The sequence below is a fragment of the Croceivirga sp. JEA036 genome (assembly GCF_011882165.1).
Lineage (GTDB): Bacteria > Bacteroidota > Bacteroidia > Flavobacteriales > Flavobacteriaceae > Croceivirga.
The window spans coordinates 1011814-1032076 of sequence record NZ_JAATON010000001.1 but is presented as its reverse complement, the minus strand read 5'-3'; the positions used below and the strand labels follow the sequence as shown (position 1 = coordinate 1032076).

The window sequence follows — 20263 nt, the reverse complement described above, 5'->3', positions numbered from 1 at the left end:
AGCCAAGGACCTCTTTATGGAAATGTGTTTTATTTAATTCAGGCTATTAGTTTTTAATAATGTAATACCCTTCATCCTCATACTTGGCTTGGTCAAAGGTAAACAAGCTTTTTGATAAAGGTTGATTCGTTTTAAAAGAATTAACTGTGATGGTAGTTTTAGTACCGTTTTTACCCGTTTCTATAACCTTATAAATATGTTTGGTCTCTGCATCTATACCTAAAAGAATAGATTTAATGTCAGAATAGGTGTCTATAGGGGTAAGTTTTACATACTGTATTTTTCTGCCTTGTACATTTTGTAAAATGTCCCACTTATAATTGTGACCTTCTCTGTAAAAGGTTAGCATTTTAGAAGGGGTTATCGTGTCTTCTTCCTCGGATTTATCATCAATAGTAACCTCTTCATTATCAGGAACAATAGTGTACACTTTAGCACCATCAAACAACTGGGTTGCACCAAATAAATTTACACGGTACTTTTCGCCTTGCATGGTGGCATTACCTTTAGTTTCACTCTTTGTATTGGCTTCTGTGTTTTCTAAAGCATACTTAAAAGTAACTTCAATATTATCGTAAGACTTTACTTTGTTGTAGACATCATCTAACAACGCTTTTGCTTTTGGTGAATTCTGGGCAAAAGTGGTTGCACTTAGTGCGATAAATAAGATAAATAGTAATACTTTTTTCATCGATTTTGTATTCGTTTTATGTATTCGATTCATTTTCTAATAATTGGTCTAAAGCTACCATGTCTGGTACCAGAACCTGTCTAGCTTTACTACCTTCAAAAGGACCTACAATTCCCGCAGCTTCTAATTGATCTATTATTCTACCTGCACGGTTATAGCCTAATTTAAGTTTACGTTGAATAAGAGAGGCAGAACCTTGCTGTGCAATGACAATAACTTCCGCTGCTTCCCGGAACTTACTATCCCTTTCGCTTATCTCATAATCAATTCCCGTGCCAGAGTCTTCACCTACAAATTCTGGCAGTAAATGAGCATCTGGGAAAGCCCGTTGAGAACCGATAAATTCGGTTATTTTACTAACTTCTGGTGTGTCTACAAACGCACATTGTATACGGGTAACATCATTGCCCTGAGTATAAAGCATATCTCCACGACCAATTAATTGGTCTGCTCCTTGTGTATCTAAAATAGTTCTAGAATCTATTTTAGAGGTTACTCTAAACGCAATACGTGCAGGAAAGTTTGCTTTAATAATACCCGTAATTACGTTCACAGAAGGTCTTTGCGTAGCAATAATTAAGTGAATACCAATAGCTCTTGCCAATTGTGCCAAACGTGCAATAGGCGTTTCTACTTCTTTCCCTGCGGTCATAATTAAATCTGCGAACTCATCTATTACCAATATAATGTATGGTAGGTATTTGTGCCCTTCGTTTGGATTTAATTTACGAGCCTTAAACTTGGTGTTGTATTCTTTGAGGTTCCTTACCATGGCTGTTTTTAAAAGCTCATAGCGATTATCCATTTCTATACAAAGTGAATTTAGCGTACTAATAACTTTACTGTTATCTGTGATAATGGCTTCCTCAGAATCTGGAAGTTTGGCTAAGAAATGACGTTCAATTTTATTATACAGCGTTAACTCTACCTTTTTAGGGTCTACCAGAACAAATTTTATTTCTGCTGGATGTTTTTTATAGAGTAGGGAAGTAATAACAGCATTTAAACCAACCGATTTACCTTGACCGGTAGCACCTGCCATAAGCATGTGCGGCATTTTTGCAAGGTCTACCACAAAGGTTTCATTACTAATGGTTTTACCAAAAGCAATGGGTAATTGCATTTCAGCCTTTTGAAATTTAGCGGAAGCAATTACCGAACGCATACTTACTATAGAAGCATTTTTATTGGGCACCTCAATACCAATAGTTCCTTTACCTGGAATGGGGGCTATAATTCTAATACCCAATGCCGCAAGTGAAAGTGCAATATCGTCTTCTAAATTTTTGATTTTAGAGATGCGAATACCTGCTTCGGGTACAATTTCATATAAAGTAACGGTAGGCCCAATAGTAGCTTTAATCTGCGCAATACCAATTTTATAGTTTTTAAGCGTAGAAACAATTTTGTTTTTGTTTTCTTCTAACTCTTCTTGATTTATAGTGATACTGGTATTGGCACCATGTTGCTCTAATAAATCCAGTGGTGGGAATTTATAATTACCAAGTTCTAAAGTTGGGTCAAACTCACCAAAATCCTTTACCAGTTGTTCCGCGGTGCTGCTGGTCTCTTCCTTTTCTACCTTAGCGGCTTCTACCTGTAAATCAACATCTTCTTCCTCTTCTTCGGGTTGAGTTATGGTAATGTCCATATCCGATGAGTTTGTTACTGATGTTTCTGGCGCTTCGGGTTCTAATAGAGGTATGTCTTCTTTATGGGTGTAGGTGTCCAGATTAATTTCGGAATCCTCATCAGAAATGGATAGGGGTGTATCTTCTACGTTTGAAGTTACAGCGTTATTTGCTGGTTTTGGTTTCCGCTTAGGCAAATCCATCGCCTTAAAATAATTACCTATAGCTTCTGGTGAAAAATTGAATAGTTGTACCAAGATAACTATCAAAGCAAATAACAATACCAGAAATACACCAATTTTACCCACATAATCTTGGAGAAAGTCGTTCATCTCAAAACCTATCAATCCACCCAAAAGCGGATATTCAAAAGCAAAGAAACCTAAAGCAATAGAGGTCCAAATCATCCCTATGAGGCCCCAAATCCATTTACCAATTAAGTTTTTGTATTGCAATCCTAAAAAAAGGTATAGTCCGCTAATGGCCATAAGTACAGGCAACACAAAAGATGCTAACCCAAAACCCTTGTACATAAAAAAGTGGCTTACCGCTGCTCCAAATTTATTGAGCAAGTTTTTAGCTTCTGCATTACGGTCTCTAAATTCGGTCAACAAGCTTTGGTCTGCTTGCCAGGTAAAATAAAACGAGATAAACGAGAAGAATAAGGCAATACTCAACACGATTAAGAAACACCCAAAAATAATTTTATTCTTTTTGGATAGTACAAACCGATTTGGTTTAGGGGTTGAAGATGCTTTGGATTTTCTCCGTTTTTTGGCCATAGGTTGAATAAAAGGGCAAATTTACAAAATTAGCTTAGCTGTAAAAGCCGAAGCTTTTTAAAGTACTTTGGGAATATAAATGATTAGGCCAACTGCCACCGCAACTATGGAAACCAGCATAACAGCCCCAGCGGAAACGTCTTTGATTAGGCCTATTTTTTCATCGTATTCTGGTTGTACAAAGTCCGAAATCTTTTCTACAGCGGTATTTAGACCTTCTATACCCATAACCATACCAACCGCTAAAAATTGCAATGCCCATTCCATGGCCGATATCTTAAAATACCACCCTGCAATAGTAACCATAACCGCAATAAAAAGCTGAATTTTTATACTTGCTTCGGTAAAAAGCAGAATAAACAGACCTTTAAAAGCATATCCTACACTTTTTATGCGGTTAATGATAAATGGTTCTTTAGGCATCCATCAAAGCTTCAAGTGCGGCTTTATAATTAGGCTCGTCTACCGTTTCTGCAACTTGTTCTGCATATAAAACTTTCGCATTTTCATCTAAAACTACTACAGAGCGGGAGTGTAGTCCTTTCAAAGGTCCATCCGTGAATTCTAATGCGTACGCTTTACCAAAATCTCCAGACCTAAAATCAGATACGGTTTCTACACTATCAATACCTTCTGCACCACAAAAACGGGCTTGTGCAAAAGGTAAGTCTCTAGAAATGCATAAAATTTTGGTATTTTCTAGTTCGGCTGCCTCTTGGTTAAATTGTCTAACCGATTGTGCACATGTTCCGGTATCTATACTTGGAAAAATGTTTAGCACCACTTTTTGTCCTTTAAAATCCGACAGGGAGCACTCACTTAAGTCGTTTTTAACCAATGTAAAATCTGGGGCAGTACCGCCAACTTCTGGTAGGTTCCCCACTGTGTGTATTTCGTTTCCTTTTAAGGTAACTGTAGCCATTTTTTTGTTTTTATGTTTTCTCAAAAATAGCACAAAAAGAAAACCTTCCACAAGTTAATGCGGAAGGTTTATAGTATTAAGGTTTAAAAACCTCTATTTATCTATGGCTCCCGTTACCCTAGACATAAAACCGTTTAAGGCCTCTTTTTTGGGAGTACCTTGCTTTACTTCTTTGTAAACTTCTATAGCCCCATAGATATTAGAAATTAATTCGCCCACGGTATCCAGTTCTTCATCTTTTAAAGATGGACTCTCTGTAAGGTCTTCTAATGTTTCTGCGGTCTCTATTAAGAAATCTTCATCGTTGGCTTCTGCAAAAGCCACCAAATGTTTAATTAGCGGCAACCTCATGAACTAATGTTTTTAAAACATCGTACTTATTGGTCTGTACTTGGTTTTTTAAACTTCCATTTTGAAAAGCAGCGAATGTTGGCAAGTTATCTACCGTTGCTAATTTGCGCGATTCTGGAAACTTTTCTGCATCTACCAAGACAAAGGTTACATTCTCATTTTCCCTAGCTTCTTTTTTAAACTTGGGTTTCATGATTCTGCAGTTACCACACCAAGAAGCAGAATATTGCACAACTACATTACTGTTCTCAGCAATGATTTCTTGTAAATTGTCCTGTTCTAATTCTAGTAACATACTTAATTAGTTTACGTGGTTAGCCAAGTAATCTGCAACGCCCTTACGGTCTGCATTCATAGCTTCTTTACCTTCTTCCCAATCTGCTGGGCAAACTTCACCTTTTTCCTGTACGTGGGTATAAGCATCAACTAAACGTAAAAATTCGCTAACGTTTCTACCTAAAGGCATGTGGTTTACGCTCTCGTGAAATACAGTACCTTCTTCGTCTATAAGGTAAGTAGCTCTAAAAGTAACATTATCACCATCTAACAATACAGAATCCGTTTCTTCATTGTACTCTTGTGTTGTGTTATCTAAAATATTAAGTGCACTTGCTAAATTTCTATTGCTATCTGCAATTAATGGGTAAGTAACACCTTCTATACCACCATTGTCTTTTTTTGTATTTAACCAAGCAAAGTGAACTTCTGCAGTGTCACAAGAAGCACCAACTACTAATGTATTTCTTTTTTCAAATTCTGCTTGAGCTTTTTGAAAAGCGTGTAATTCTGTTGGGCAAACAAAAGTAAAATCTTTTGGGTACCAGAAAAGAACCACTTTTTTCTTTTCTTCCTGTGCTTTTTTAAGGATGTTTAATTTGAATACATCACCTAATTCGTCTATTGCGTTTACTTCAATGTTTGGGAATTTTCTTCCTACGATTGCCATATCTATTCGTGTTTATCGGTTCAAAATTTTAGCAAAATTAACCCCTATAAAACAGTTATTAAAATGACGTACAATAAGTAAATGTTATACTAAAATAGGTAACGGTTATACCGTAAAAATCGATCTAATTTATTAACGATTTGACAAAAATAAACCTACTAATTTATCATATTGAAAAGAAAAGGATGGATGTGTAGATTGCTCCTAATAATTTATTTTGATTCTAATTGCTTAATCTTAATATTCAATGCTGCAAATAAGAGGGTCATTAATGGACTTAACCAGTTAAAAATGGCAAAAAGAGCGTATTCCGCTACACCAACACCTAGTACGCTACTGTGGTAAGCCCCGCAAGTATTCCAAGGAATTAAAACGGAGGTTACTGTTCCAGAATCTTCCAATGTTCTACTTAAGTTTTCTGGGGCTAAACCTCTTTCCTCGTAGGCTTTAGAAAACATTTTACCGGGTACCACTATGGCCAAATATTGGTCAGAAGCCGTAATATTTAATGCCAAACAGCTACCTACGGTACTAGCGAACAACCCAAAGGTAGATTTAGCTAATTTTAGTAGGGATTTAGTAATTCTTTCCAACGCGCCAATACCGTCCATAATACCACCAAAGACCATAGCACATAAAATAAGCCAAATGGTACCTAACATCCCCTTCATGCCTCCAGAAGAAAATAAGTCGTTTAGGCTACTATTATCCGTTTCTATGGCCACATCTACTGTAATGGCGTCCATTATTCCTTTGTATGCTGTCTGTAGATTTAGACTTTCTCCGCCCCCTATTTTTGCAACAATTTCTGGCTGAAATATAAGTGCGAATAAACCGCCTAAAAGCGTACCTACTAGCAAGGCCAACAACGGTGGTGCTTTTTTTACAATCATGGCCACAACAACTACGGGTACTAAAAACAACCAACCGCTTACATTAAAAGTACTACTAATAGTACCCAGTAAGGCATCAGTTTGTGCGGTTCCTGTTGTTTCTATGGTGAAACCAAGGATGATAAATATGATTAAGGTTACAATTACCGTAGGTACGGTAGTAATGGTCATGTATTTTATGTGAGAAAACAATTCGCCCCCCGCCATGGTAGGCGCTAAGTTGGTAGTATCACTCAAAGGCGACATTTTATCACCAAAATAGGCTCCAGAAAGTACAGCGCCCGCTGTCATCCCCAAAGAAATACCTAAGGCTTCTCCAATACCTATTAACGCAATTCCTACTGTAGCAGCGGTGGTCCAACTACTACCTGTTGCAATAGAGATTATGGCACAAATAACAACACAGGCCGCTAAGAATATGGTTGGGTTTAAAATTTGCAGCCCATAATAAATCATGCTGGGAATAATACCGCTGATAAGCCATGTGCCAGAAAGTGCACCAACCATAAGAAGAATCAACAATGCACCTGTGGTAGACCGCACATTTTCTGCAACTTCATCCATCATTTGTTGGTAAGATACTTTGTTAAAAAAACCAACAATGGCAGCAACAGCTGCGCCAAGCAATAGAATAAATTGGTTAGAACCGCTTAGGGCATCGTCTCCATAAACAAATACATTAAAGGCAAGCATGCCTACAAGAATAAAAACAGGCAATAAAGCCTCCCAAATATTTAATTCTCTGTTAGATACTATATTCTCGTTTTCTCTGTGTTCGTAGTTTGGTTTGTTATCTGCCATGTAATACAAGTTGCAATCCTGTAATATTACGACTTTGACCTAGGTTCTGCAAGCCGTAAAATGCTTCTAATTATGCTGTGACTGTGGAACTATCTAGAATTCCGAGTTTTAGCATGCAACTTTTCATCGCGTTATATGTATGTTCTATATCATGGTCCAAACCTATAGAAAAACGTATTAAACCATCCGTAAGGCCCATTTCTTTTTGCTCTTCTATTGGAATTTCAGAAGAGGTAGATGTTCCTGGAGCACTAAATAAGGTCTTGTAAAATCCTAAGCTTACCGCAAGGTATCCCAAGTTTTCTTGCTGCATCAATTCCATCAGCGCATTGGCCTTGTCCAAAGAGCCAACGTCTAAAGTCATCATGCCACCAAAGCCGTATTCAGGATTCAATTGTTTTAGCATGGTTTCGTGCCCAGGATGGGATGCCAGACCGGGATAAACCACTTTTAAACCATCCGCTTCAAACTTGTTGGCTAAATAATGAGTGTTTTCACTATGTTTTTTAATCCGAATATGCAGGGTGCGCATATTTTTTAGGATGGAAGCGGCGCGTAGGCTATCCAGGGTGCTGCCAAAAAGCATACCAGCACCATCATTTACATCTTTTAAACTTAAGCAAAAGTCTGTAGTACCACACACCACGCCAGCTACACAATCACTGGTGCCATTAATAAATTTGGTTAAACTGTGAATTACAATGTCGGCACCAAGACTTGCAGGGTTAATGCTTAGCGGGGAAAAAGTGTTGTCTACTACTAAAGGAATATTGTGCTGTTTTGCCAATTGGGCAAGTGCTGTAATATCCGCTATTTCTAAGAGTGGATTACTAACCGCTTCGCAGTAAATCATCTTGGTTTTTGGGGTAATGGCTGCGGTTACAGCTTCTAATTTAGTAATATCAACAAAACTGCTGTTAATATTGAATTTTGGTAAAAAATTCTTCATCAAAGCGTAGGTACCGCCATAAATGGTCCTACTGGTTACAATATGGTCATTAGCATTGCACAATTGCATAATTACCGCTGTAATGGCTCCCATGCCGCTGGCATATACGTTGGCAGATTCTGTCTGCTCCAGTGCTGCTAGTGCTTCACCCAAATATAAATTAGAAGGGGAGGAGTGTCTGCTATACAAGTAACAACCTTCGGTATTACCCTCAAAGGTATCGAACATGGTTTTAGCAGATAAAAATGTATAGGTAGAAGAATCGGATATTGATGGATTAACACCTCCAAATTCGCCAAAGTAATGTAAGTCTTGTAATTTCTGTGCGGCTTTGCTTTTCATGATAGAACTATTTTTGGTAAAAATCATTTTTAAAAGCGTATTTGTCAATAGAATTTATAAAATGAAGAATTTAATTCAGATTTATTCTGATTATTAGAAAATTAATCACTTTTACTATCTTTAATCTCATATTTAACGAATGACATTAAGATGGAACTAGATGCAACGGACAAAAAATTACTGAACTTATTACAACAAGACTGCAAAAAGACCACAAAAGCGTATGCTTTAGAACTAGGGTTGTCCACGACGGCTGTTTTTGAGCGTATAAAGCGGTTAGAGCGTAATGCCATTATTACAGATTATGTTGGGTTGGTAGATAAAAAAAAGGTGCAAAAAAGTTTTACGGTGTATTGCCATATTAAGTTAGTACAACACACAAAGGAAAATGTGTTACGTTTTGAGCATCAAATACAACAATTGCAAGAAGTACAAGAGTGCCAACATATTAGTGGTGATTATGATTACATTGTGCTGGTAAATGTGGCTAATATGCAGGAATACAGGGAGTTTATGGTCAATAAATTAACGGCGATAGACCAGATTGGTAGTACGCAAAGTTCTTTTGTGATTAATCAGGTTAAAAAAACAACCGCGGTTTACATCTAATTACGCTAGTTTTCTATACCAATTTTATGTGGTATTTTTGTTTTAAATACTGAATTTATGAGTCAATTTGATGTGGCCGTTATCGGTTCTGGACCTGGAGGCTATGTTGCTGCTATACGTTGTGCCCAATTAGGCCTAAAAACAGCTATAATAGAAAAATATGCTACCCTTGGGGGTACTTGCTTAAATGTTGGTTGTATCCCTTCTAAAGCATTGTTAGATTCTTCTCACCACTACGAGGATGCTGTTAAGCATTTTGAAGAGCACGGAATTGAAATTCCAGGAGAAATTAAAGTGAATTTAGCACAGATGATAGCCAGAAAGGACAGCGTGGTAGAGCAAACTACCAAGGGAGTTCAGTTCTTGATGGATAAAAATAAGATAGAGGTATTTGAAGGTGTAGGTAGTTTTAAAGATGCTACTACAATTACAATAGCTAAGAACGATGGTAGTACAGAGACCATTGAAGCAAAGAACACAATAATTGCTACCGGTTCTAAACCGTCTAGCTTGCCTTTTATTTCTATTGACAAGGAAAAAATTATTACATCTACCGAAGCCTTAAAACTTAAAGAAATACCAAAACACCTTTTAGTTATTGGTGGCGGTGTCATAGGTTTAGAACTAGGTCAAGTGTACAAACGCTTAGGAGCAGAGGTTACGGTAATTGAATATATGGACCGCATAATTCCAGGTATGGATGGTGCTTTGTCTAAAGAACTTGCTAAAGTGATGAAGAAGCAAAAAGTGAAATTTGCGCTTTCTCATAAAGTAAAGTCCGTGGAGCGTGTTGGTGATGAAGTGGTAGTAAAAGCAGACGATAAAAAAGGCAATGAAGTTGAGTTCAAGGGCGATTATTGTTTGGTATCCGTAGGTAGAAAACCTTATACCGATGGTTTAAATGCAGAAGCGGCTGGTGTGAAATTAGACGATAGAGGTAGGGTCGTGGTAAGTGATCATTTACAAACAAATGTATCTAATATCTATGCCATTGGTGATGTTGTACGTGGCGCTATGTTAGCCCACAAGGCAGAAGAGGAAGGTACCATGGTAGCGGAGATTTTAGCTGGACAAAAACCACATATAGATTATAATTTAATTCCTGGTGTAGTGTATACTTGGCCAGAGGTTGCCGCTGTTGGTAAAACAGAAGAGCAATTAAAAGAAGATGGTGTTAGCTACAAAGTAGGTCAATTTCCTATGCGTGCTTTGGGGCGTGCCCGTGCAAGCATGGATATAGATGGTTTTGTTAAAATTATTGCTGACAAGCAAACAGATGAAGTGTTGGGGGTACATATGATTGGTGCCCGTTGTGCGGATTTAATTGCCGAAGCAGTTACTGCTATGGAATTCCGCGCGTCAGCGGAAGACATCTCGCGTATGAGCCATGCGCACCCTACATTTGCAGAGGCGGTTAAGGAAGCTGCTTTAGCGGCAACAGATGATAGGGCTTTACACGTTTAATTTACTATTCATTTTACCATAAAAAATCCCGAAACTAAATATTTAGTTTCGGGATTTTTTAATTTTTGTCTTGATAGTTATAATCATGCAATATACTTACGTAACCTCGCATTAACTTCGAACACCTACAAATAGTCGAATTATAAAAAGACGTAAACGGGAAATACCCATTTTTACTATTGGAATAGCAAATGCTACACCGTTATGTAAATGTATTAAGGTTTGTTTTCCAGCATAACTAATTTGTGTTTTAACTTCATCTTCGTGCTTCATATACACCAAGGAAAGGTAAGTGCAAATAAACATAAATGCTAGTGCTCCAGGTATTGCTATGGTGGGAGTCAAATCGTGATGCAAAAATTTATACAAACCTAAGCCTGTAAAACTTCCATAAAGTAAGATAAAATGCATTACATAGATAGTTAAGGTACTCCCTCCAATTTTTAGAACGGTTTTATGCGTTAAGGCTTGCCTTAAAAGCATGAAGACTGCAAAAACTAGAAAAACATCTCCTAGACGTATAAACAAATAGTTATTATTTAAAATAAGCTCAAAAAGCTTCCACTGGGTTTGAGCTAGTAAAACTTCAAATAAATTAGAAGATTGAAAAAGCAGTAAGTAGCCTATTACTAAAGCCACAGGAATTGCTATGGAATATAGGTTTCTAAAGGACTTGAATTTGGTGAAGAGGAGCGATAAAAAAGCACCAACCGTTGCATAACCAAACCATGGAAAAATAGTGAAAACAGAGCCATTAACCTTTGTGAAATAATTAGCGATACCAATGGGTAACCCTTCAAAAGTCCATGTTTTATATATCGGTTCTAAAATGAACAGGAATAAGGTTATACTTATTAAAACGCTAGGAAATACCCAAGCTTTTCTTTTAGCGGTGATTATATATGTAGTTATTATACCCAAAATAGATAGCCCTATGCATTGTAGAACGTCTATCAAAAAAAATCCGTCATAGAGTTCTCCTTTGAGTAACCCGAATAAATTTAAACGGAGGAGGTAACCTATAAATAAAAGTTGCAATCCACGGCGAATCCCCTTTTTAACTCTAGGATTTTTCCAGCCAATTTCCGGGGCAGCTACCAATAAGTAGGTAAAAATAAATCCAGAGACAGTGAAAAAGACAGGGGCTGTTATGCCTCTAAAGTAAAGCCAAATAGAATAAGCTAAATTATTAGGTTGCCTAAATACTGGGTCTAATAATCCATCTATGAAATGGCCTTGTAGCATCATTAAGATAGCCCATGCGCGCATGGCATCAATAAAAAAGAGTCGTTTAGAATTTGAACTCACATGCAACTGTTTGTATGGATATATTCAAAATAACCATCCATGGATTATTAATGCCGCAAAATTAGGTAAAAAACAATCAAATGGCTGATATTTAAGTTATTTTAGGGATAAATAATCAATAAATCACTATGGCTAATATATTGGCATTCGCTGGGAGTAATTCTTCAAAATCTATTAATTATCAACTGGTGCTTTACACAGTTTCTCAAATAGAAAATCACCAAATACAAACACTTAATCTTGCCAATTATCCATTTCCTATGTTTAGTGAAGATTTAGAGGAAAAAGATGGGTATTCTAATTCTTTGATAGAGCTAAAAAATGACATTCAAAAAGTAGACGCACTAATTATTTCTGTGAATGAACATAATGGAAGTATGTCTGCTTATTTCAAAAATTTATTGGATTGGTTATCCAGAGTAGACCGTAAATTTCTAGCAAACAAAAAGATTTTATTAATGGCAACTTCTACAGGTCAACGCGGCGCAATTGGTGCATTAACATCTGTGTCTGCTTTGTTACCAAGATTTGGAGCAGAAGTAATAGCCACTTTTTCCCTACCTAGTTTTATGGCTAATCTTAGCGCGGAAAAAGGAATTTTAGATTCCCATTTAGAAGCTGAATATAATAAGGCATTGTCTAGCTTTTTAGATTCTTTGTAAACCGTACCTTTGTCCAGCTATGTTGGACCAATTTAAAGCTCATTTAGAACGGCATTTTCCACATTTATTCTCTGCAAAAATACTTGTGGCATGTAGTGGAGGTATAGATAGTGTGCTATTGGCATATTTTGCAAAAGCTTGTAGGCTTAATATAAGTTTAGCACATTGCAATTACCATTTAAGAGGTGAAGAGAGTGACGGTGATGCTGATTTTGTGCGCCAACTGGCAAAATCGTTACAGGTACCCTTGCACAGCACAGGGTTTAATACCTTGGAAATACAAAGAAAACAGGGCGGTTCCATACAAATGGTTGCACGGGAATTACGATATGAATATTTTGAGGAACTTTGCCAAAAAAATGGTTATGACTTTGTGCTTACAGGTCACCACGCTAATGATAGTTTAGAAACTTTTACAATTAATTTATCTAGAGGTACAGGTATAGATGGCCTTTTGGGTGTGCCAGCCATAAATGGTAAATATAATAGACCTTTGTTACTTTTTACGCGTAAAGAGCTAATGGCTTATGCTAGGAATCACCGTATTCAATGGCGAGAGGATAGTAGTAATAAAAGCAACAAGTATATCCGAAATAGAATCCGGAATAAAATTGTGCCAGAATTAGAACGCTTGCATCCTAATTTTGACCAGAACTTTATTCAAACCCTAGGTTATTTAAAAGAATCGGCTACGCTTCTAGACGCATATGCCAATCGCCTTAGAAAAGAATTTTTTATGCAAGGTGAATACGGTATTCGTATTCCTATAAGTAATTTGCGAAATCTACAACCTTTAGATGCACATCTGCATCTACTCTTTAAACCCTATGGCTTTACACAATGGGAAGATTTATTGCGAATGTTACAGAGTACAAGTGGTAAAGAAATTTATTCTACAACACACAGATTGGTTAAGGATAGAGAAGAGTTGCTATTGCTTACTCTAGGTACAGCAACAGAAAATGAATTTTTTATAGAAAAAGAAATGAGTCAAATAGTACGGCCAATTGCTTTGCGATTTGAAGAAGTAGATACTATTAAAGAAAAGAAACAAAACATTGCTTATTTAAATAAGGATTTGTTAAAGTATCCGTTAGTGTTAAGAAAATGGCAGAATGCCGACTATTTTTATCCCATCGGAATGCAGGGCAAAAAGAAACTGTCTAAGTATTTCAAGGATAAAAAAATGAGTATAATAGCTAAAGAACAACAGTGGTTGCTGTGTTCTGGTGAAGACATAATTTGGGTTGTAGGTCATCGTTTAGACCATAGATATCGTGTAACTGCTGATACTACTCAAATTGTAAAAGTGATTTTAGATTAAATGAAAAAAAGTTTCCTATTCTTATTTGTATTAATTACCAATGTACTTTTTGCTCAAACTGAAGAATCGCCAGCTATTTGGTCTCATCAGGTACAAAAACTATCTGAAACAGAATATGAGTTACAGTTTAAAGCAAGTATTTTAAAAGACTGGTACATCTATTCTCTATATACCGCAGAAGGTGGTTCTATGCCGAGTGAGTTCGAATTTGTGGGGGCAGGAGAAGATTATGAATTACTAGGAAAAACGATAGAGGGTAAAACCTACACTAAATACACCGAAGTATTTGATGTGGATGAGACCTTTTTTAAAAATGAAGCACTTTTTAAACAAAAAATAAAGCTTAATAACACAGCGATTAACCAGTTAAAAGTAGTGCTGTATTATCAAATTTGTAAAGAAGTTTGCGTTTTAAAAGAAGAAGAATTTAATATCTCTTTAGATGGTTCCGCTTTAAATGTAGTGACAGAAAAGCTAGATGATAAAAGTTTAGCAATGACTGATGCCCTTAAATTGGATTTAAAGAATAAAGAACGTTTAAATGGTGCTGATGGAGTGGCTAGCCCATCTAAAAACAGTCTCAGGGTAGTGTTTGGACTGGGTTTTTTAGGAGGGTTAATTGCGTTGTTTACCCCTTGTGTCTTCCCTCTTATTCCTTTGACAGTTTCCTTCTTTACCAAGCATACTGGAAGCAGGGCAAAGGGTATTAAAAATGCATTGCTTTATGGTTTTTTTATTGTTCTGATATACTTTTTATTAAGTATGCCTTTTCATGTATTTAATTCAGTAGACTCTCAGGTATTAAATACCATTGCAACTAATATTTGGCTCAATCTGTTTTTCTTTATCATTTTCATCTTTTTTGCCTTTTCTTTTTTTGGGTATTATGAGCTTACATTACCAAATTCTTGGGCTAATAAATTAGACAGTGCTTCTAACAAAGTAGGTGGTGCTTTAGGCATATTTTTTATGGCTATTACGTTAGCTATAGTATCCTTTTCTTGCACAGGGCCTATTTTAGGTGGTTTACTAGGAAGCACAACTCTGGCGGAAGGTAGTGTGGCCAATAATTTAACGGCAGGGATGACGGGTTTTGGAGTTGCTTTAGCACTGCCTTTTATGCTATTTGCTTTATTTCCTGCATGGTTAAATTCTTTACCTAAGTCTGGTGGATGGATGACTACAGTAAAAGTGGTGTTAGGCTTTTTAGAGCTAGCCTTAGCCTTTAAGTTTCTTTCTAATGCTGATTTAGTAGGGCATTGGGGATTATTAAAACGAGAGGTTTTTATAGCTATATGGATTATAGTCTTTGTATTGCTGACACTATATCTATTTGGTATCTTCAGATTTCCGCATGATGGTCCAAAGCAGAAGTTGTCTGCAGGTAGAAAAATTGTTGGTGTGGTTAGCCTTGGTTTTAGTCTCTTTTTAATTTTAGGACTAGCAAAAGTGGTTCCGCTAAAAGTTTTAAGCGGGTTTCCACCTCCAGACTTTTATTCTATTACCGAACAAAAATCAGATTGTCCCTTAGGACTTGATTGTTATAAAGATTTTGAAGAGGGTTTGGCGGTCGCTAAAGCGGAAAACAAACCAATTTTATTAGATTTTACAGGTTGGGCATGTGTAAACTGCCGTAAAATGGAAGAAAATGTATGGAGCGACCCTGAAATCTATCCTATTCTTAAAGAAAAGTATGTTTTAATATCACTTTATGTAGATGACCGTAAAGAATTAGCGGAAGAGGAACAGTTTAAATTTCAATATGATGGTGGTCGAATTAAAGCTATTAAAACAGTTGGGCAAAAATGGGGAACGTTTCAGACTGTTAATTTTAATGCGGCTTCTCAACCTTACTATGTTTTACTATCACCAGATTTAGAAGTACTTACAGAGGCCGTACAATACGTGGATAAAAATACCTATTTAAATTGGCTAAAAACCGGGCTAAACACTAGATAAAATCTTAACAATTTCATTAAATTAGTCGCTCAACCAACGATTAAAGTACATGAAAAGATTCAAAAAAGTGCTGCTGAGCCTTTTGGGTGTTTTATTGATTTTTGTTTTTTTTCTTTTCGTATTTATTAACTCTTTAAAACCTACTTATAATGGTACTAAAGAGTTAAACGGAATTACTGCAGAAGTAAAAGTTTACTACGACACTTACGGTATACCTCACATCTATGCGCTGACAGATAAAGATGCCTATAAGGCTTTGGGCTATGTACATGCTCAGGACCGTTTATGGCAGATGGAATTGATGCGACGCATTGCTAAAGGGGGCCTTTCAGAAGTATTCGGAAAAGACTTGCTTAGTACGGATAAATTTATGCTCAGCTTAGGTATAGATGAACACGCAAAAGAAACTGTTGCTAACTTAGATAAGGATGGTGAAATGGCGCAGCTAAGTTTAGCATATTTAGAAGGAATAAACACATTTATAGAAGAAGGGCCTACACCAATAGAGTTTTACTTAACAGGCTTGGATAAAACGCCTTTTAAGTTAGAAGATATGTATAACACAGTAGGTTATATGGCATTTTCATTTGCGCAAGCCCATAAAACGGACCCATTATTAACGCATATTAAAGAGAATTTAGGGTACGATTATATTAAAAATTTAGCCATAGATGCAGATACGGTGGGGGTCAGAATAAAATCTTTTACCTCTTCTACGGATAGTCTTTCAAAAGCACTAATACAAGCTTCAGAAAAAGCGTTAGCAAAGTTGCCCATTCCTAAGTTAGAAGGCAGTAACAGTTGGGTTTTAGGACCCAAGAAAACAAAAAGTGGACAAGTTATTTTTGCAAATGACCCACATATAGGTTTTGCGCAACCATCTGTTTGGTATGAGGCACATGTAAAAACTCCAACCTATGAAAAATATGGATATCACCTTGCAGGAATCCCTTTTCCGTTATTGGGGCATGACAGAAATATAGCCTACGGATTAACCATGTTTCAAAATGATGATATCAATTTTTATTACGAAACACCCCATCCTACGGATTCTACCCAATATAAAACACCAGAGGGTTGGGCTAGCTATAATTGGGTGGATAAGACTATTAAAGTTAAAGGGGAAAAAGATGTTAAATTTAGTTATAAGGTGAGTAGGCATGGTCCTATTTTAAACGGAATAGCTAATCAGATAAATGGGGATAAGCCCGTAGCAATGTACTGGGTATATACCCAAAAAGAAAATAAGGTTTTAGAAGGGTTGCATGGTATGATTAAAGCGAAAGATATCAACAGCTTTAAGTCTGCTTTGCCAAATATTCACGCACCAGGTTTAAATGTGATGTACGGCGATAAGCAAGGTAATGTAGCATGGTGGGCTTCTGCAGCATTATATAAAATGCCAGATAGTGTAAATACTAAATTTATACTCAACGGAGTTTCGGGAAAAGATGAGCCCGTAGAATGGTTAGATTTTAGTAAAAATCCACGGGCAATAAATCCAGATTGGGGATACGTATATTCTGCCAACAATCAACCAGATACTATTGCTGGCAATTTATATCCTGGATATTATTTGCCAGATAATAGAGCTAAAAGAATAGTTTCGCTTCTGGAGCCGAAAGACGATTGGGATGTAAATTCAACTCAAAAAATGATAACCGATGTAACCTCTGCAATGAACGCAGAGATTATAAATTCGTCCCTACGACTTGTAGATGTATCGCCATATACAGATGAACAGTTAGAGCTTTTAGATATGCTCAATAGTTGGAAAGGGGATTATCCTTTAAATTCTATAGCAGCAACATTTTACCACAGATGCGTGTATTATGTATTCAAAAATTCTTTTGAGGATGAATTGGGTCCCGAGCTTTTTAGTCAATTTATGGAGACTAACCTTATGAAGCGACATTTATCTACAGCTATAAGTTTTAAAGATGGAAAGTGGTGGGATGATGTTAATACAAACAACAAGGTAGAGACCAAGGAAGATGTAGTAATTAAGTCTATAGGGGAAGCATATACTTCTTTGGTTAAAGATTTTGGACCCGATTATAAGAATTGGACATGGGATAAAGTTCACACTATAGAATTTGAGCATCCAATAGGTAAAGTAAAAATTTTGCGTTCTTTTTTTAATGTAGGACCATTTCCGGTTGAGGGTAGTCGGGAAGTCATTAACAATATGTCTTTTCCCTATGACGATAGTGGTTTTTATAAGGTATCATCCGGACCATCTACTCGTAGAGTGATTGATTTTTCTAACATAGATGAAAGTGTAAGTATATTACCTACTGGTCAATCTGGCAATCCCTTTAGTAGTCATTATAAAGATCAAACAGCCAAGTATTTAAAGGGCGAGTTTCGTAAAATGCTGATGAATAAAAAAGAAATACAGGAAAAATCTAAGAATGTGTTGGTTCTAAAGCCTTTGAAATAAGAATTGTATGCATTCCCCTAAAAAGGATTATATTAGACGCAAACACTAACAATTTATGTTAATTAAGGTTTATGGCAGCGCTGTCTTTGGCGTGGAGGCTACAACTGTCACTGTAGAAGTAAATATAGATAAAGGAATAGGTTATCATTTAGTTGGTTTGCCAGATAATGCAATAAAAGAAAGCAATTACCGTATAGCCGCAGCCTTACAAAACAATGGATACAAGATACCAGGTAAAAAGATTACCATAAATATGGCTCCGGCAGACTTGCGTAAAGAGGGCTCTGCATACGATTTAACGTTAGCGCTCGGTATTCTTTCAGCTTCAAGCCAGATTAAAAGCCCGGAAATAGATAAATATCTTATTATGGGCGAGTTATCTCTGGATGGAACGGTACAGCCAATTAAAGGAGCTCTGCCCATCGCCATTAAAGCACAAGAAGAAGGTTTTAAAGGATTTATCTTACCCAAACAAAACGCTAAAGAAGCTGCTATTGTAAATAAGTTAGAAGTTTACGGCGTTGAAAATATTAAACAGGTAATAGATTTTTTTGATAATAATGAGCCATTAGAACAAACCGTAATCGATACGCGGAAGGAATTTTACAAGCAATTAGAATTTCCCGAGTTCGATTTTTCAGATGTACGTGGACAAGAAAGTATTAAGCGCTGCATGGAAATTGCTGCTTCTGGTGGGCATAATATTATATTAATTGGTCCTCCTGGTGCTGGTAAAACCATGCTTGCTAAGCGCTTACCGTCCATTTTACCGCCTATGACGTTGCATGAAGCTCTAGAAACCACAAAAATTCATAGTGTGGTTGGTAAGGTAAAAGATGCTGGGCTCATGAGTCAACGGCCATTCAGGTCTCCTCATCATACCATTTCAGACGTGGCACTTGTGGGCGGAGGTACGTATCCACAACCAGGAGAAATATCTCTAGCGCATAATGGGGTTCTTTTTTTGGATGAGCTACCAGAATTTAAACGTTCGGTATTAGAGGTTATGCGGCAACCTTTAGAAGATAGAGATGTTACAATTTCTAGAGCAAAATTTACAGTGACTTATCCCAGCAGTTTTATGTTGGTTGCCAGTATGAATCCGAGTCCTGGAGGTTATTTTAATGACCCAGATGCACCTGTAACTTCTTCACCGGCAGAAATGCAGCGCTATTTAGGTAAAATTTCTGGTCCATTACTAGACCGTATTGATATACATATAGAAGTAACACCTGTACCTTTTGATAAATTGTCAGACGAGCGAAAAGGGGAGAGTAGCAGCGCAATTAGGGAGCGTGTTATGAAAGCTAGAGAGTTGCAAACTATACGTTTTGCAGATTTGGATAAGGTGCATTATAATGCACAGATGAATACGAAGCAAATTAGGGAGTACTGTAAATTAGATACCGCATCTAAAGAGTTGCTAAAAACTGCTATGGAACGTCTTAATTTATCTGCAAGAGCATACGACCGAATTTTAAAGGTAGCACGTACAATTGCAGATTTATCTAATGATGAGGCTATAAATGGTACTCATATCTCTGAAGCAATTCAATATAGAAGCTTAGACAGAGAAGGGTGGTTGGGTTAAATCACTTTGATGTTAGCCTTTAACCCTTCCATAATACCTTGTATGTTACGTACGGTATCTGCTAAGTAATATTTTATTACGACGCTGGGTATACGTATGGTAGTGAAACCATTTTTAAAAGAATGCATAGCTTCTTCTAAATCTTGTATAGCCTGTTCATGCGTAAGCATTTGGTATTCTGTTTCTACCTCAATATTTAATTTTACTCTAGAAATAGCAATATCTATAGACTTATGTCCATCCCACCATTCTAGCATAGGGTTAGTCCCTGCCTCTTTTAAAGCATAGTATAGCTGTACCGCTTCTAAAGGAGTGTTATTATTCCTTCTAATTTTGTCGATAAGCGAACTGTGCCTTTGGCATAGTGCAACCCCATATTTTTCTAGGGACCTTTGTTGCTCTAAAAAACTTATGTCTTTTTTACAATCACAGCATGTCATGTAAGTAGGTGTCTTTGGTTTTTAATTCATGATTTGGGACTATTATAACTTTAACATTTTTCAATTCGTATAATAAGGAACCGATTTTTAGACGAAATACACTTTTTTAGATGAAATGCATATTATCTGTCTTAGAGTTGTTAATTTACGGGCTG

The 20263-nt window shown here is 36.7% G+C and carries 18 protein-coding genes; 7 read left to right on the top strand and 11 right to left on the bottom strand.

Annotated elements, in window-relative coordinates; all coding sequences use genetic code 11:
• Positions 1-46: 46 nt before the first annotated feature.
• The 9 genes from HCO57_RS04215 to HCO57_RS04175 all read right to left on the bottom strand — a co-directional run bounded on the left by HCO57_RS04215 (position 47) and on the right by HCO57_RS04175 (position 8308).
• Positions 47-691: a LolA family protein gene (locus HCO57_RS04215; protein ID WP_167987981.1), complete on the bottom strand. Its 645-nt coding sequence runs from the start codon at positions 689-691 to the stop codon at positions 47-49.
• A gap of 16 nt (positions 692-707) precedes the next feature.
• On the bottom strand, positions 708-3104 hold the full coding sequence (locus HCO57_RS04210; protein ID WP_167987980.1) for a DNA translocase FtsK: 2397 nt from the start codon (positions 3102-3104) through the stop codon (positions 708-710).
• A gap of 57 nt (positions 3105-3161) precedes the next feature.
• Positions 3162-3527, bottom strand: coding sequence for a diacylglycerol kinase family protein (locus tag HCO57_RS04205; protein ID WP_167987979.1), 366 nt, complete (start codon positions 3525-3527; stop codon positions 3162-3164).
• Entirely contained in the window at positions 3520-4026 is a 507-nt protein-coding gene (gene tpx, locus HCO57_RS04200) for a thiol peroxidase (protein WP_167987978.1), read from the bottom strand. The genes HCO57_RS04205 and tpx overlap by 8 nt, the downstream gene beginning before the upstream one ends.
• 93 nt (positions 4027-4119) lie before the next feature.
• The gene (locus HCO57_RS04195) at positions 4120-4377 is read right to left on the bottom strand and encodes a DUF6952 family protein (RefSeq protein WP_010516571.1); all 258 of its coding nucleotides are present in this window, start codon (positions 4375-4377) and stop codon (positions 4120-4122) included.
• Positions 4358-4672, bottom strand: coding sequence for a thioredoxin family protein (locus HCO57_RS04190; protein WP_010516572.1), 315 nt, complete (start codon positions 4670-4672; stop codon positions 4358-4360). Before HCO57_RS04190 ends, HCO57_RS04195 begins: the two co-directional genes overlap by 20 nt.
• A 6-nt stretch (positions 4673-4678) precedes the next feature.
• The gene (locus HCO57_RS04185) at positions 4679-5323 is read right to left on the bottom strand and encodes a peroxiredoxin (RefSeq protein WP_167987977.1); all 645 of its coding nucleotides are present in this window, start codon (positions 5321-5323) and stop codon (positions 4679-4681) included.
• A 212-nt stretch (positions 5324-5535) separates the two neighbouring features.
• Positions 5536-7017, bottom strand: a complete 1482-nt coding sequence (nhaC, locus tag HCO57_RS04180) for a Na+/H+ antiporter NhaC (RefSeq protein ID WP_167987976.1) — start codon at positions 7015-7017, stop codon at positions 5536-5538.
• 70 nt (positions 7018-7087) lie between these two features.
• Complete coding sequence (locus HCO57_RS04175; RefSeq protein WP_167987975.1) at positions 7088-8308, bottom strand: aminotransferase class I/II-fold pyridoxal phosphate-dependent enzyme; 1221 nt, start codon at positions 8306-8308, stop codon at positions 7088-7090.
• A gap of 150 nt (positions 8309-8458) precedes the next feature.
• Between HCO57_RS04175 and HCO57_RS04170 the strand changes: the two genes are divergently transcribed.
• A complete protein-coding gene (locus HCO57_RS04170) occupies positions 8459-8917 on the top strand; it encodes an Lrp/AsnC family transcriptional regulator (protein WP_080318432.1) in 459 nt (152 codons plus the stop codon).
• A 57-nt stretch (positions 8918-8974) separates the two neighbouring features.
• On the top strand, positions 8975-10381 hold the full coding sequence (gene lpdA / locus HCO57_RS04165; RefSeq protein ID WP_167987974.1) for a dihydrolipoyl dehydrogenase: 1407 nt from the start codon (positions 8975-8977) through the stop codon (positions 10379-10381).
• A gap of 111 nt (positions 10382-10492) precedes the next feature.
• On the opposite strand, the gene HCO57_RS04160 is transcribed toward lpdA, so the two are convergent.
• Positions 10493-11689: a heparan-alpha-glucosaminide N-acetyltransferase domain-containing protein gene (locus tag HCO57_RS04160; RefSeq protein WP_167987973.1), complete on the bottom strand. Its 1197-nt coding sequence runs from the start codon at positions 11687-11689 to the stop codon at positions 10493-10495.
• 128 nt (positions 11690-11817) lie between these two features.
• Between HCO57_RS04160 and HCO57_RS04155 the strand changes: the two genes are divergently transcribed.
• From HCO57_RS04155 to HCO57_RS04135, 5 genes are read left to right on the top strand one after another with little or no spacing between them, the layout of a single operon-like run.
• Positions 11818-12351 (top strand): NADPH-dependent FMN reductase, encoded by a 534-nt coding sequence (locus HCO57_RS04155; protein ID WP_167987972.1) that lies wholly within the window; start codon positions 11818-11820, stop codon positions 12349-12351.
• 19 nt (positions 12352-12370) lie between these two features.
• Positions 12371-13675: a tRNA lysidine(34) synthetase TilS gene (gene tilS / locus HCO57_RS04150; protein ID WP_167987971.1), complete on the top strand. Its 1305-nt coding sequence runs from the start codon at positions 12371-12373 to the stop codon at positions 13673-13675.
• The gene (locus HCO57_RS04145) at positions 13676-15634 is read left to right on the top strand and encodes a protein-disulfide reductase DsbD family protein (RefSeq protein ID WP_167987970.1); all 1959 of its coding nucleotides are present in this window, start codon (positions 13676-13678) and stop codon (positions 15632-15634) included.
• Between the two features lie 49 nt (positions 15635-15683).
• Complete coding sequence (locus tag HCO57_RS04140) at positions 15684-18077, top strand: penicillin acylase family protein (RefSeq protein WP_167987969.1); 2394 nt, start codon at positions 15684-15686, stop codon at positions 18075-18077.
• 55 nt (positions 18078-18132) lie between these two features.
• A complete protein-coding gene (locus tag HCO57_RS04135) occupies positions 18133-19668 on the top strand; it encodes a YifB family Mg chelatase-like AAA ATPase (RefSeq protein ID WP_167987968.1) in 1536 nt (511 codons plus the stop codon).
• Here HCO57_RS04135 and HCO57_RS04130 read toward each other — a convergent pair.
• Positions 19665-20108 (bottom strand): hypothetical protein, encoded by a 444-nt coding sequence (locus tag HCO57_RS04130; RefSeq protein ID WP_167987967.1) that lies wholly within the window; start codon positions 20106-20108, stop codon positions 19665-19667. The genes HCO57_RS04135 and HCO57_RS04130 overlap by 4 nt on opposite strands.
• Positions 20109-20263 lie beyond the last annotated feature (155 nt).